This window comes from Streptomyces sp. NPDC040405 (genome assembly GCF_055595765.1).
Genome location: NZ_JBVIVI010000005.1, coordinates 464,171 through 477,468 on the forward strand (window position 1 = coordinate 464,171; position 13,298 = coordinate 477,468).

Annotated in this window: 14 protein-coding genes and 1 pseudogene; 10 read left to right on the plus strand and 5 right to left on the minus strand. The window is 70.9% G+C overall.

Features of this window, described 5'->3' with window-relative positions; translation table 11 throughout:
- Positions 1-230 precede the first annotated feature (230 nt).
- Together ACZ59A_RS23345 and ACZ59A_RS23350 are read left to right on the plus strand one after the other, a co-directional pair.
- Positions 231-410, plus strand: a pseudogene (locus ACZ59A_RS23345) (hypothetical protein); the annotation flags it as partial.
- A gap of 32 nt (positions 411-442) precedes the next feature.
- Positions 443-1,285, plus strand: coding sequence for an aldo/keto reductase (locus tag ACZ59A_RS23350; RefSeq protein WP_470961286.1), 843 nt, complete (start codon positions 443-445; stop codon positions 1,283-1,285).
- A 19-nt stretch (positions 1,286-1,304) separates the two neighbouring features.
- On the opposite strand, the gene ACZ59A_RS23355 is transcribed toward ACZ59A_RS23350, so the two are convergent.
- Positions 1,305-1,961, minus strand: coding sequence for a TetR/AcrR family transcriptional regulator (locus tag ACZ59A_RS23355; RefSeq protein ID WP_470961288.1), 657 nt, complete (start codon positions 1,959-1,961; stop codon positions 1,305-1,307).
- A gap of 213 nt (positions 1,962-2,174) precedes the next feature.
- On the opposite strand from ACZ59A_RS23355, the gene ACZ59A_RS23360 reads away from it, so the two are divergent.
- Positions 2,175-2,570, plus strand: coding sequence for a VOC family protein (locus tag ACZ59A_RS23360; protein ID WP_470961290.1), 396 nt, complete (start codon positions 2,175-2,177; stop codon positions 2,568-2,570).
- 1 nt (position 2,571) lies between these two features.
- Here ACZ59A_RS23360 and ACZ59A_RS23365 read toward each other — a convergent pair whose 3' ends face one another.
- Complete coding sequence (locus tag ACZ59A_RS23365; protein WP_470961292.1) at positions 2,572-3,147, minus strand: TetR family transcriptional regulator; 576 nt, start codon at positions 3,145-3,147, stop codon at positions 2,572-2,574.
- A 106-nt stretch (positions 3,148-3,253) separates the two neighbouring features.
- Between ACZ59A_RS23365 and ACZ59A_RS23370 the strand changes: the two genes are divergently transcribed.
- Positions 3,254-4,273: an NAD(P)-dependent alcohol dehydrogenase gene (locus ACZ59A_RS23370; protein ID WP_470961294.1), complete on the plus strand. Its 1,020-nt coding sequence runs from the start codon at positions 3,254-3,256 to the stop codon at positions 4,271-4,273.
- Positions 4,274-4,300: 27 nt separating this feature from the next.
- Here the strand turns inward: ACZ59A_RS23370 and ACZ59A_RS23375 are convergent, their stop codons facing one another.
- The gene (locus ACZ59A_RS23375) at positions 4,301-5,017 is read right to left on the minus strand and encodes a FadR/GntR family transcriptional regulator (protein ID WP_470961814.1); all 717 of its coding nucleotides are present in this window, start codon (positions 5,015-5,017) and stop codon (positions 4,301-4,303) included.
- Positions 5,018-5,195: 178 nt separating this feature from the next.
- Here ACZ59A_RS23375 and ACZ59A_RS23380 point away from each other — a divergent pair, with 178 nt between their 5' ends.
- The 6 genes from ACZ59A_RS23380 to ACZ59A_RS23405 all read left to right on the plus strand — a co-directional run bounded on the left by ACZ59A_RS23380 (position 5,196) and on the right by ACZ59A_RS23405 (position 11,506).
- Positions 5,196-5,711 carry a gluconokinase gene (locus ACZ59A_RS23380; protein ID WP_470961296.1) on the plus strand — a complete coding sequence of 172 codons (516 nt, stop codon included), beginning with the start codon at positions 5,196-5,198 and terminating at the stop codon, positions 5,709-5,711.
- A gap of 19 nt (positions 5,712-5,730) precedes the next feature.
- Positions 5,731-7,128: a GntT/GntP/DsdX family permease gene (locus ACZ59A_RS23385; RefSeq protein ID WP_470961298.1), complete on the plus strand. Its 1,398-nt coding sequence runs from the start codon at positions 5,731-5,733 to the stop codon at positions 7,126-7,128.
- Positions 7,129-7,150: 22 nt separating this feature from the next.
- Positions 7,151-7,921, plus strand: a complete 771-nt coding sequence (locus ACZ59A_RS23390) for a glucose 1-dehydrogenase (protein ID WP_470961300.1) — start codon at positions 7,151-7,153, stop codon at positions 7,919-7,921.
- Between the two features lie 25 nt (positions 7,922-7,946).
- Complete coding sequence (locus tag ACZ59A_RS23395; protein WP_470961302.1) at positions 7,947-8,984, plus strand: L-idonate 5-dehydrogenase; 1,038 nt, start codon at positions 7,947-7,949, stop codon at positions 8,982-8,984.
- A gap of 488 nt (positions 8,985-9,472) precedes the next feature.
- Entirely contained in the window at positions 9,473-10,333 is an 861-nt protein-coding gene (locus ACZ59A_RS23400) for a helix-turn-helix transcriptional regulator (RefSeq protein WP_470961304.1), read from the plus strand.
- A gap of 174 nt (positions 10,334-10,507) precedes the next feature.
- Positions 10,508-11,506, plus strand: a complete 999-nt coding sequence (locus ACZ59A_RS23405) for a trypsin-like serine peptidase (protein ID WP_470961306.1) — start codon at positions 10,508-10,510, stop codon at positions 11,504-11,506.
- A gap of 71 nt (positions 11,507-11,577) precedes the next feature.
- Here the strand turns inward: ACZ59A_RS23405 and ACZ59A_RS23410 are convergent, their stop codons facing one another.
- The gene (locus ACZ59A_RS23410; protein WP_470961817.1) at positions 11,578-12,450 is read right to left on the minus strand and encodes a D-alanyl-D-alanine carboxypeptidase family protein; all 873 of its coding nucleotides are present in this window, start codon (positions 12,448-12,450) and stop codon (positions 11,578-11,580) included.
- Positions 12,451-12,609: 159 nt separating this feature from the next.
- Positions 12,610-13,068 (minus strand): aromatic-ring hydroxylase C-terminal domain-containing protein, encoded by a 459-nt coding sequence (locus ACZ59A_RS23415; RefSeq protein ID WP_470961308.1) that lies wholly within the window; start codon positions 13,066-13,068, stop codon positions 12,610-12,612.
- Positions 13,069-13,298 lie beyond the last annotated feature (230 nt).

Consider the following 13,298-nt stretch of genomic DNA (forward strand, 5'->3'; position numbering starts at 1 on the left):
AAAAAAGAAAGAAAAGAAAAAAAAAAAAAGAAAAAGAAAAAAGCAAAAAACAAACCACCCCCCCCCCCCCCCCCCCCCCCCCCCCCCCCCCCCCCCCCCCCCCCCCCCGCTCCTTCGCGGGTCGACGCCTGCACCTCCGGGTAGCCTGACGTCGGCTGTACGTCGGGGGGAGCTGACCGTGGAGAACATGCTGTCCGTGGCCATCGGGGCCGGTTTCGGGCTCATAAGGGTCAGCCCTCTACCTGCTCTGCGCCAGCGACACCGTTGACCTCGCCGATGCCCTCGCGCGTCGGGTCTGGAGCACCCGCCCCACCGAGGGCAGGGACGATCGCAAGGCCGAGTTCCGGGAGACGCTGGACCTCCTGCGCCGCTTCACCCAGCAGCTCCGGCAAGAGATAGTCAGATCGTAGTGCGACGTCAACGGGAGTACGGGGGACAGCGGATGGCATCGGCCACCTTTCGTATCGGCGGCGATCTGGAGGTACGGCGGCTCGGGTTCGGGGCCATGCGGCTGCCGACCGAGCCCGGTCCTGATCGGCAGGCGGCCGTCGCGGTCGCACGGCGGGCCGTGGAGTTGGGGGTCACGCTGATCGACACCGCGCATCTGTACGGCGGGGGAGCCAACGAGGAGCTGCTCGCCGAGGCGCTGTACCCGTACCCGGACGGGCTGCTCATCACCACCAAGGTCGGCGTCGCGCGGACGGGGCCCGGCGGGGAGTGGAAGTTGGACGGGCGGCCGGAGATTCTGCGGGATCAGGTGGAGCAGGCGCTGCGGCGGCTGCGCGTCGAGCGGATCGAGCTGCTTCAGCTGCACCGCATCGATCCGGAGACGCCGCTCGCCGACCAGCTCGGCACGCTGCGGGACCTCCAGGTCGAGGGCAAGGTGGGCAGGGTCGGGCTGTCCGAGGTCACCGTCGGCGAGCTCGAACAGGCGCGGGCGATCATCGACGTCGTGAGCGTGCAGAACCGCTACAACCTGCTCGACCGGGAGCATGAGCCGGTGCTCGCGGCGTGCGCGGCGGCGGGCATCGCGTTCCTGCCGTGGCGGCCCGTCGCGGCGGGAGTGTGGGACGAGGCGTCCGGGACCGCCGCCGTGGCGGCCGAGCTGGGCGCCACGCCCAGCCAGGTGGCGCTGGCCTGGCTCCTCGGGCACTCGCCGGTCATCCTCCCGATCCCCGGCACCGCCCGGATCGGCCACCTGGAGGAGAACGTGGCCGCGGCGCACCTCGACCTGACCCCGGCCCAGCGCGACCGCCTCGACCGGGCAGGGGACGTGGCTCCGTAACGCCGCCCGGCGAAACCGCTCAGTGCGGCTGGCGCAGGCCCGCGATGAGGAGGGCGACCAGGGGGCGGGGGTCGTAGCGGGGATCGGTGCCCGCGCCGACGCAGAGGTTTCCCACGCCCCGCATGAGTGCGTACGGCTCGATGCCGGGGCGGATCTCGCCGGATTCGGTGGCGGCGTCGAGGAGTTGGGTGCTCACGGGCAGGAGGCGGTCGATGAAGTACGCGTGCAGCGTGTCGAAGCCGGAGCCCTCGGACTGGAGCACGGCGGCCAGGCCGTGCTTGGTGACCAGGAAGTCCACGAAGAGGTCGACCCACTGGCCCAGCGCGGCGTGCGGGCTGGCTTGGGAAGCCAGCAGGGCCGGACCGGCCTCGGCGCACGCTTCGACCTGGTGCCGGTAGACGGCGATGATCAGGTCCGCTCGGGTGGGGAAGTGGCGGTAGATCGTGCCCATCCCGACGCCCGCCTCGGCCGCGATGTCGCGTACGGGCGCCTCCACGCCTGATCTGACGAAGACCGTGGCGGCCGCGTCGAGCAGCGTCTCCTTGTTGCGCCGGGCGTCCTTCCGTTGGGACGGGGCGGCTTGCCCCGCGCCGTCCCCGCCCTTGCTGCCGTCGTCCACCGTGCCGCTCCCCTCGCCCTCGCGCTCGCTAAACGGAACAGGGATCCGTTTGCTCATGATGTCAGCTCCGCCCGCGGGGGAGGAACACGGTCCCGTTGAAGTTTCCCCGGGGCGGCCGGTAGGTTCGGCCGGGTGACTGCCGGGTCGGCCCCTGAGGGCCATTCACGAGCGAGGCGCCCGGCCTCGGCGTGAGCGCGAGGCGGGCCAGGGCCCCGCCGCCATCTCCGTGTTCTTCGTACGCACCACACGACGACACCGGAGAGACCTCATATGCAGCAGCAGTACAGCGTCGACCTGAACCACACCGCCGTCTACGCCTCGGACCGGCACTGGTCGGCCGAATTCCTCGCCACCGTCCTGGGGTTGGAGGTCGGCGCGCCCTTCGGGCCGTTCCTGCCCGTCGACCTCGGCAACGGCGTCACGCTCGACTACTACGAGAAGCGCGACGAGCCGATCCAGCCGCAGCATTACGCCTTCCTCGTCCCCGAGGAGGAGTTCGACGGCATGATCGACCGGCTGGAGGCGGCCGGGGCCACCTACTACGCGGATCCCAGCCACACCGACCCCGGCAAGATCAACACCCTCTTCGGCGGCCGGGGCGCCTACTTCGACGACCCGGACGGCCACAACATGGAGATCATGACCCGGCCCTACGTCCGGCCGTAGCTCACGGGCCGACGAACGACCGGCGGACCGCCTCCGACAGTGCCTGACGGCGGCGGTCGTGCTCCTCGGGGCGGTCGTCCTGCGTCGCGGTGGCGTGGGGGCTCGCCGCGGACCAGGCCAGGGCCATGGCGGTGACCAGGGCGAGGATGTCCTGCGGGTCGGTCCCGGCGGTGACGGTGCCGTTCTGCTGCGCCTCGGAGAGCGCGCGCAGCTTGGCGGCGACCGCCGGGGTCTCCGGCGCCAGGCTTCCGGTGTGGATCCCTTCCAGCTTCGCCCAGGTCACCAGGCGGACCAGGTCCGGGCGGGCGAGGAACGCGTCGTACAGCCGCGCCGCGTACCCGGCGAGGTCGGTGGCGGTGAACGGGACGGCATCGGCGACGGCGTCGGCGTGGAGGCGGAAGACGGCGTCGAACAGGCGGAGTTTGTCGCCGAAGTAGGCATACAGCTGGGCCTTGTTGACGTCGGCGGCGGCCGCGATGCGGTCGACGCGGGCGCCCGCGATGCCGTGGGCGGCGAAGTCCTCGGTGGCGGCGCCCAGCAGGCGACGGCGGGTGGCGTCGGCTTTCGCGGGGGACATGGCGCCAGATTATCAATACGGATTACCAACCGGTTGGTTGTTTTCGCGCGGTCCGCTGCCCTACCGTAAAACCAACTAGTTGGTTACTTCCGAGAGGCGGCACCCCATGGCCATACGCGCGTACGCGGTGGAGCAAGCCGGAGGACCCGTACGGACGCGGGAGTACGAGCCCGCGCCGCTCGGCCCCCACGAGGTGGACGTGGCCGTCACGCACTGCGGCGTCTGCCACACCGACATCGGCATGATCGACGACCTGCACGGCATCTCCCGCTACCCGGTGGTCGCGGGGCATGAGGCGGTCGGCGTGATCGAGGCGCTGGGCAGCGCGGTCGACCGCACCCGGCTGTCCGTCGGGCAGCGGGTCGGCGTCGGGGCGACGGCCGGTGCGTGCTTCGCCTGCGAGTGGTGTCTCAGCGGTCGGCAGAACCTCTGCCCGGACAAGGACGACCTCGTCCTGCGCGGCGACGGCGGCGCGTTCGCCACCCATGTGCGGGCCGGTGACTGGCGCTACGTCCAGCCCCTCCCCGACGCCCTGACGTCCGAGCAGGCCGCCCCGTTCATGTGTGCCGGTACGACGGTGTTCTCGGCGCTCGTACGGAACGGAGTGCGGCCCACGGACCGGGTCGGTGTGGTCGGCGTGGGCGGACTGGGCCACCTCGCCCTCCAGTTCCTCGCGAAGTGGGGATGCCATGTCACCGCCCTCTCCTCGACGGGCGCGAAGGCGGAGGACGCGCGGCGGTTCGGGGCGCACGAGTTCGTCGCGGCGGGCGCGGCGGGCGAGGGGCTCGCGGGGCTCTCCGGATCGTTCGACTTCGTGCTGTCGACCGTCCCCGTGGACCTGCCGTGGGACGCGTATCTGGCGACGCTGCGGCCGCACGGGACGCTGAGCGTCGTCGGGGTGCCCGAATCCCCGTTCACCGTTGATCCGCTGACGCTGCTGATGGGTGAGAAGAAGCTCGTCGGGGGAGTCGTGGGAACGCCGCTGGAGACCGGGCAGATGCTCGACTTCGTGGCCCGGCACGGCATCCGGGCGGAGATCGAGACGTACCCGGTGGCGCGCATCGAGGAGGCGCTCGACCGGGTGCGCGGCGGGCGGGCCCGCTACCGCGCGGTGCTGGAGTTCTGAGGATCGACCAGTCGGTCGACCAAGGGGCTACGGCGCCAGGATGTCCAGCTCGCGCAGGGCGCCGACGGTGATCTCCCGGGTGTAGCGCTCGGCGCGCTCCGCGTCGCGGGCGCGGACCGCTTCGGCGACCCGGACGTGGAGGGTGACGGCCTCCGGGTCCGGGTCGCTGAACATCACCCGGTGCTCGGTACGGCCCGCCAGCACCTCGGCGACTACATCACCGAGGCGCGCGAACATCTCGTTGCCCGAGGCGCGCAGGATCGTCCGGTGGAAGGCGACGTCGTGGACCAGGTAGGCGGGCAGCTGCTGGCCGCGTGAGGTGGCGACCATGTTGAGGGCGTGCTCGGTCAGCTCGGCGCACTGGGCGGCGGTGGCGTGCTCGGCGGCCAGCGCGGCGGCGGTCGGTTCGATGGCCGAGCGCAGGGAGGTCAGCGAGCGGAGCTGGCGGGGGCGGTCGGGACCGGCCAGCCGCCAGCGGATGACCTGCGAGTCGAAGACGTCCCACTCCTCCGGCGGGAGGACGGTCACTCCGACGCGGCGGCGGGAGCGGACCAGGTGCATGGACTCCAGGACGCGCACCACCTCGCGGACAACGGTCCGTGAGACGCGGAAACGGCGCTCCAGATCGTCGGTGCGCAGCACCGTCCCCGGCGGGTAGTCGCCCGCGGTGATCGCGGGCCCGAGGGATGCCAGCACCCGAGCGTGCAGTCCCCGCCCCGTGGTGGTGGGCCCCTGGTCGTCCATGGGGGTGTCCATGGAGTCAGACTACGTGGCCGCCTCTCCGCATTTAAGTATGACTTTTAAATCACGAACTCTTGAATACGTCGTATCAGTGGGGTTGAGTGTGCTGCCAGCGGTGCCGAGGTCGAGAACGACCGTCGAGGAAGACGGCAGCACCGGAGCAGACAGCGAGGTTTTCCACATGCATGCCCCCCTGGTCGTCGTCATGGGAGTGTCCGGCACGGGCAAGACCACGATCGGCCCCCTGCTGGCGGACGCGCTCGGTGTGCCGTACGCCGAGGCCGACGACTTCCACCCACCGGCCAACATCGCCAAGATGTCCGCCGGTACCCCGCTGGACGACGAGGACCGCAGGCCGTGGCTGGACGCCATCGGCTCCTGGGCCCATGACCACGTGGGCCGCGGCGGCGTGGTCAGCTGCTCCGCGCTGAAGCGGAGCTACCGGGACCGGCTGCGCGCCGCGGAGCCCGGTGTGGTCTTCCTCCAGCTGACCGGCGAGCGCAAGCTGATCGCCGACCGGATGAAGGAGCGCAAGGGCCACTTCTTCTCCGAGAAGATGCTCGACTCGCAGCTCGCCACCCTGGAGCCGCTCCAGCCGGACGAGAGCGGCGTGGCCGTGGACATCGCCCCGGGCCCCGAGACCATCACCGAGCAGGCCGTCGCCGCACTGCGGCAGCGGCGGCCCGGACACCAGTAGCGGACGTTAGGAACCCTCCGTGACCAGACTCAGCGCCGAGGTGCTGGCAGCGGACACCGTCGACCCGATCACGTCGGCCGGTCACGCACAGCTGGGCATAGCCGTCCTCGTCGGCATAGCCGTTCTCGTCCTGCTCATCACCAAGACCAAGCTGCACGCGTTTCTGTCGCTGACGATCGGCTCGCTGGCGCTCGGCGCCGTCGCCGGAGCACCGCTGGACAAGGTCATCACCAGCTTCTCGGGCGGGCTGGGCGACACTGTGGCGGGCGTCGGCGTGCTGATCGCCCTCGGCGCGATCCTCGGGAAGCTGCTCGCCGACTCCGGGGGCGCCGACCAGATCGTGGACACGATCCTCGCCAGGGCGAGCAACCGGATGATGCCCTGGGCGATGGTGCTCATCGCGGGAATCATCGGGCTGCCGCTCTTCTTCGAGGTCGGCATGGTGCTGATGATCCCGGTGGTGCTGCTGGTCGCCAAGCGCGGCAACTTCTCCCTGATGCGGATCGGCATTCCGGCGCTCGCGGGCCTGTCCGTGATGCACGGCCTGGTACCGCCGCACCCCGGCCCGCTCGCCGCGATCGACGCGGTCCACGCCGACCTGGGCGTCACCCTGGCGCTCGGCGTCCTCGTCGCGATACCGACCGCGGTCATCGCGGGCCCGGTCTTCTCGCGCTTCGCCGACCGCTGGGTCGACGTCACCCCGCCGGACCGGCTGATGCCGACGCGCCCCTCGGAGGACCTGGAGCGGCGTCCCGGATTCGCCGCCACCGTGGTCACCGTGCTGCTCCCGGTCGTGCTGATGCTCATCAAGGCGCTGGTCGACATCGCCGTGGACGACCCGGAGAACACCCTCCAGCGGGTCGCCGACGTCATCGGCAACCCCCTGGTCGCGCTGCTGGCGGCGGTGATCGTGGGCATGTTCACCCTCGGCCGTGCGGCGGGCTTCACCCGCGACCGCATCTCCACCACCGTGGAGACCTCGCTCGCCCCGATCGCCGGAATCCTGCTGATCGTCGCGGCGGGCGGCGGCTTCAAGCAGACGCTCATCGACATCGGCGTCGGCAACATGATCATGGAGATCTCCAAGGACTGGAACGTCTCCGCGCTGCTGCTCGCCTGGCTGATCGCGGTCGCGATCCGGCTGGCGACCGGCTCGGCGACGGTGGCCACGATCTCCGCCGCCGGGCTGATGGGGCCGCTGACCGCCGACATGTCCACCACGCACGTGGCGCTGCTGGTGCTGGCCATCGGCGCCGGTTCGCTCTTCTTCAGCCATGTCAACGACGCGGGATTCTGGCTGGTCAAGGAGTACTTCGGGATGAGCGTGGGGCAGACGGTGCGGACCTGGTCCGTGATGGAGACGGTCATCTCGGTCGTCTCGTTCGGCTTCGTCCTGCTGCTGTCACTGGTGATTTAGCACCGGAAGGAATACGTACGTCATGACGACACATCCGCTCTTCGACATCACGGGCCGCACCGCCCTGGTCACGGGCTCCAGCCGCGGCATCGGCCACGCGCTCGCCCGCGGCCTGGTGGAGGCCGGTTGCACGGTGGTCCTCAACGGCCGCGACCAGCAGGCCCTGGACAAGGCCGCGGCCGAACTCGGCGGCGCGGCGGCGGGCGTGCACACCGCCGCCTTCGACGTCACCGACGGCCCGGCTGTCGCCGCCGGGATCGCCGACGTGGAGGAGCGGGTCGGTCCGCTCGACATCCTGGTCAACAACGCCGGGATGCAGAACCGCGCACCGCTGCTGGAGTTCACCGACGAAGCCTGGCGGCAGATCGTGGACACCAACCTGACCAGCGCGTTCCTGGTGGGCCGGGAGACCGCGCGGCGCATGACCGAGCGCGGCCACGGCAAGATCGTCAACATCTGCTCGCTCCAGAGCGAGGTGGTCCGCCCCGGCATCGCCCCGTACTCGGCGACCAAGGGCGCGCTGAAGATGCTCACCAAGGGCATGTGCGCCGACTGGGGCCCGTACGGCATCCAGGTCAACGGGGTCGGCCCCGGCTACATCGAGACCGAGCTGACCCGGCCGCTGGTGGAGGACGAGAAGTTCAGCAGCTGGGTGCGCGGCCGGACCCCGGCGGGCCGCTGGGGCCGCACCGAGGACCTGATCGGGGCGCTGCTCTATCTCGCCTCGCCCGCCGCGGACTTCGTCAGCGGGCAGGTGCTGTACGTCGACGGCGGCATGACAAGCGTGCTGTGAGGCACACCACGAAGGAGGCTGGGCGATGGTGCTGGGCTGTGTGATCCATGGGCAGGGAGATCTACGAGTCGACGAACTCCCCGAACCGGAGGTGGCGCCCGGGCAGGCGCTGGTAGCGATCCGGTACGGCGGGATCTGCGGGTCGGATCTCCACTACCACCAGCACGGCGGCGTGGGCGACTTCCGGCTGAAGCAGCCCATGGTGCTGGGGCACGAGGTCGTCGGCACGGTCGTGTCGTACGGCGAGGGCGCGAGCGGGCCCGCCCCCGGCACCCCGGTCGCCGTGCACCCGGCGACGCCGTGCGGGGTGTGCCCCGAATGCGCGGGCGGCCGCGCCAACATCTGCCGCGACACCCGCTACCTGGGCAGCGCGGCGCGTTTCCCGCACGTACAGGGCGGGTTCGCGTCCCGTATCGCCGTCCCGGCCGGACAGCTGCGGGTGCTGCCCGAGGGACTGGATCCGCGCCGGGCGGCGCTCGCCGAACCGCTGTCCGTCGCCCTCCACGCGGTGCGCCGCGCGGGCGATCTGGCGGGCCGCAATGTCCTGATCACCGGGTCAGGGCCGATCGGCTGTCTGGCCATCGCCGCCGCCCGGGCGGCGGGCGCGGCGAGCATCACGGCGACCGATGTGCTGCCCCGGGCCCTGGAGTTCGCTGCGGCGGCCGGTGCGACGGCGTGCGTACGGGCCGACGACCCGGACGACCCGAACTGGCCCTCCGCCTCCGACGAGATCGACGTCGCGATCGAGGCGTCGGGCGTGGCCGCCGGGCTCGACACCTGTCTGCACCGGGTGCGGCGCGGCGGGGTGATCGTCCAGCTCGGCATGCTGCCGCCCGGGCAGAGCCCGTTCGCCGGAAACCTGCTGGTCGCGCGCGAGATCGACCTGCGCGGCGCGTTCCGCTTCCACGCCGAGTTCGACGACGCGCTGCGGCTGCTGGCGACGGAGCCGTCGTTCGACGCGCTGATCAGCGGGGTGCGGCCGGTGACGGAGGCGGGGGAGGCGTTCGCCCAGGCGGCCGACCGCCGCGAGTCCTGCAAGGTGCTGCTGGACTTCGACGTCTGACCGATCGTCCCTTTCCGTCGCCCCCGGTGTGCCGCACCGGGGGCGACGGCGTGTTTCGGGCACCTCGGGAGGAACGTCAGCCGGTTGATGACGTTCGACCGGGAGTGGGCCGCCGTCGGCGGTGCGCGCGGCGGGAATGTCCCTCACACCGGCGTTGTTGATCAGGACGTCGATGTCGCTTGCCGGTGTCGCGTACCCCCAAGCCGACGCGGGCACCGGAACGGGCCGGTTCGCGTGCCGTGATCAGGCCGAGGCCACGCCCGGCACTGGTGATCACCACCGTACGGCCGGTCAGGTCCGGGAGGTCATTTGCTGTCCAACTGGTCATGGGTCGTGGCTCCGTGGTGCGGGATCCGGTGTTCTTGGTTCATGGCGACCGGTGTTCGCCACGCCAGTGAACTCGCGGCACCACGGCGCCGGAAGGACACGCGCAACCACTGAATGGCAGGTCGTGGCTGAGCCGCGCCGGATGGAAGACGATGAGGACCATGGACCAGACGTTCGACCGCTCATCCCTGGGAGCCTTCCTGAGCACCAGGCGTGCGGCCCTGCAACCGGAGGACGTCGGGCTGCGCCGGGGAGAACGCCGACGCGCTCCCGGCCTGCGCCGCGAGGAGGTGGCGGAGCTGTGCACCATGTCCGCCGACTACTTCGCCCGGCTGGAACGAGGCGACGGGCCGCAGCCGTCGGAGCAGATGGTCACGGCCATCGCCCGCGGCCTGCGGCTGAGCCCGGACGAACGTGACCACCTGTTCCTGCTCGCCGGTTACCGCACCGCCCACCGCGACGTGCGGCATCAGCACGTGAGCCCCGGGCTGATGCGGGTCATGGACGGCCTGGTCGACACCACCGCGCAGGTCATGGGCCCGCTGGGCGAGACGCTGGTCCAGACGCCGTCCGCGGTGGCCCTGCTCGGCGACCAGACCCAGTACACCGGCAACGCCCGCAGCGCGACGTACCGTTGGTTCACCGATCCGGCCGCCCGTGAGCGGTATCTCCCCGAGGACCACGACGACAACAGCCGGACCAACGTCGCGCTGCTGCGCGAGGCCGTCACCCGGGCCGGGCCCGCCTCCACCGCGGCGGACCTGGCGGGCGTTCTGCTGCGCACCAGTGAGGAGTTCGCCAGGTTATGGGGGCGCCACGAGGTGGGCTGGCGGTGGAGCGAGACCAGGCGATTCGTCCATCCCGAGGTCGGACGGCTGGATCTCTACTGCCAACTCCTGCTGGAGCCGGACCAGGGTCAGTCGCTGCTCATCTTCACCGCCACCCCGGGGACGGTGAGCCACGAGAAGCACGCCCTGCTCACCGTGCTGGGCACCGACCATTTCCCCGCCGACACGGAGTGAGGCCACCCGCGGCGGAGTAGGGGGATCACTAGAAGGCGACGGACGGTGCCGTGGTGCGGCCCGGTCCGCCATTGGCAGGTCTGTACCAGCCGTGCCACCCTACCGGCGACATCGGCGCGGACATCGTCCGTCCGCGCCGTCGGGCACCTCCAACTGACTTGGAGTCGACCGCTCATGAGACGCGTCGGTACCTTATTCAGCGCCCTCACCCTCGCCACCGTGACCCTGGGAACCGCCGCCCAGGCCGCCCCCGTGCAGCCGCCCCCGCCCGGCGCCGCCAAGTCCGGCGCCGCCATATCCGCCGACGATCAGCGCGCCGCCGAGCGCTACTGGACGCCCGAGCGGCTGCGCGGCGCCAAGGACGTCACCACCCTGCCCGCCGCCCGCGCCGCGGACCTCGGCACCGCGCCCACGACCACCGGCGAGCAGGTGACCGCGCCTCCGGTGCAGGGCCCGGCCGCGGCGACCCCCGAGTCGCCCTCGGTCCGCGCCACCTCGCCCACCGCCTGGACCGGCGGCGGGCTGATCAGCACCACCGCGGGCAAGGTCTTCTTCAACAACGCCTCGGGCGGCACCTTCGCGTGCTCGGCGACCGTCGCCAACGCCGACAACAAGTCCGTCGTCCTCACCGCCGGGCACTGCACCGTGGACGCCGCCACCGGCACGGGCTACCGCAACTGGGTCTTCATCCCGGGCTACAGCAACGGCAACCGCCCCTTCGGCACCTTCACCGCGCGCCGCCTCTTCTGGGAGCCCCAGTACGTCTCCACGAAGGGCAACGCCAACTGGGACTACGCCTTCGCCGCCATGAATACGCTGGGCGGCCGCTCGCTGGTCGACACCGTCGGCGCGCAGGGCATCGCCTTCAACTCGCCCACCGGCCGCCACGTCCACTCCTTCGGCTACGGCGGCTCCGCGGCCGAGGGCAACGGCGAGCGGCTGAACCACTGCGAGGGCAACGAGTTCGCCGACCAGGGACGGCCGGGCTCCACGATGTGGGGCATCGACTGCGTACAGACCGGCGGTTCGAGCGGCGGCGGCTTCCTCGCCGACTTCGCGAACGGCGCCGGGTATCTCGTCGGCAACATCAGTGTGAGCGCGGGCCAGAACGAATACCACCCGACGCTGGGCAACGAGGCCCTGTCCCTCTACCGCCAGGCCGGGGCGGCCTGACCGGGACGGCCCGACAACGGCAAGGGCCTGCTCGCGCGGCTCGCGAGCAGGCCCTTGCACCGTGTGCGTACTTACCGCTTGAAGCCGTAGTCCAGCAGCTTCTTCGCGTCGGTGGTGCGGGTGCCGACCGCGGAGGAGGCGAGGACGGTGCCGATGACCGTCTTGCCGCTCCGGGTGGCGGCGAAGACCAGGCAGTACTTGGCCTCCGGGCCCGAACCCGTCTTCACGCCGATGGCGCCCGAGTAGGTGCCGAGCAGCGGGTTGGTGTTCTCCCACGTCATGTTGCGGTAGCCGCCGCTCTTGGTGACGGTCTTCTGCGTGGTCTTCTTCGTCTTCACGACCGAGCGGAACGTCGAGTACTTCATCGCGCTGCTCGCGAGCTTCGTCAGGTCGCGCGGCGTGGAGTAGTTCTTGCCGTGCCCTATGCCGTCGAACGAGTCGAAGTGCGTGTTCTTCAGGCCGAGGGTCTTGGCGGTGGAGTTCATCTTGCCGATGAACGACTTCACCCGCGCGGCGCGGGTCGAGCCGGAGCCGAACTTGTCGGCCAGGGCGTACGCGGCGTCACAGCCGGACGGCAGCATCAGCCCGTAGAGCAGCTGGCGGACGGTGACCTTGTCGCCGACGATCAGACGGGCCGAGGAGGCCCAGTTGTTGTCGACGATGTAGTCGCTGTACGCCTTCTGGACCGTGACCTTGGAGTTGAGGTTCAGGCCCGACTGGGCCAGCACCACACGGGCGGTCATGATCTTGGTGGTGGAGCCGGTGGAGAGACGGCTGTCGGCGGCCTTCTTGTAAAGGTCCTTGCCCGTCCCGTTGTTCATCACGTACCCGCCCTTGGCGGTGATCGTGGGCGCAGCGGCGGTCGCGGCCTGCGCCGGGACGAACGCCCCGGAGGCCAGGACGGAACCCGCGGCGAGAATGCTCAGCGCGGAGAGCCGACGCATGCGCTTGGTGGTGGTTTTCAAATGAATACTCCAAATGTCCCTGTGTGGGCGCGACCGTCCAAAGGAAAGCCGTCGAGCCTGGGACGCATGAGAGCGGTCAATGGATGTGCGCTCCGCGATGTTATCCGTACCCGCTGTGCGGTTTCCCGTCGTATCGTCCTATGCGCCCAAGCTGGTCAGATATCCCGTCACCTCGTCCGCACGGTCGGCCGCGCATCCCACGTACCCGTCCGGCCGGATGACGAAGACGCCCCGCTCCCCGTACCCGGCGCGGATATGGCCGTCCGGGTCGAGCAGATCGGGCGCCGGGCCGCCGACACGATACGCAACCACGGACGCGCGGTCGGGGGCGGGCGGTTCCGCGTCGCCGAGCACCAGCACGGTCAGTTGCGGGCCGCGGAAGGCGTCGAAGAGGTGGAACGGGGTGCCGTCGGGGAGCGTGCAGGGGGCGTCGGGCGCGCGGTCGCCCGCCCGCAGCGCGGTCTCGGCCACGTTCCGCCGTACGTCTGCCGCGAGTGACGCGCCGCGGTAGGTCAGGCCGAGCTGGTGCACCTCCGCCGTGCGCCGGGGTTCCTTCGCGTTGCCCTCCATTCCGGCGCGGTGGATACGGGTGCTCATGCCCAGCACCCCCGCGGCGACCGGGATCCGCTCCTCCTCGTAGCTGTCCAGCAGTACCGGATCCGCGCCGCCGCGCAGCGGCCCGGACTACCCGCTCACGGGCGCCGTCGGCGCGGACCTCTTCCTGGACTACGACACCCGCTTCGAGGAGGGCCTGCGCACGATCGTGGCGGGCATCGAAGCCACGATGGGCCCGGCTGGCCCGGCTGGCCCGGCTGCCTCGGCTGGTC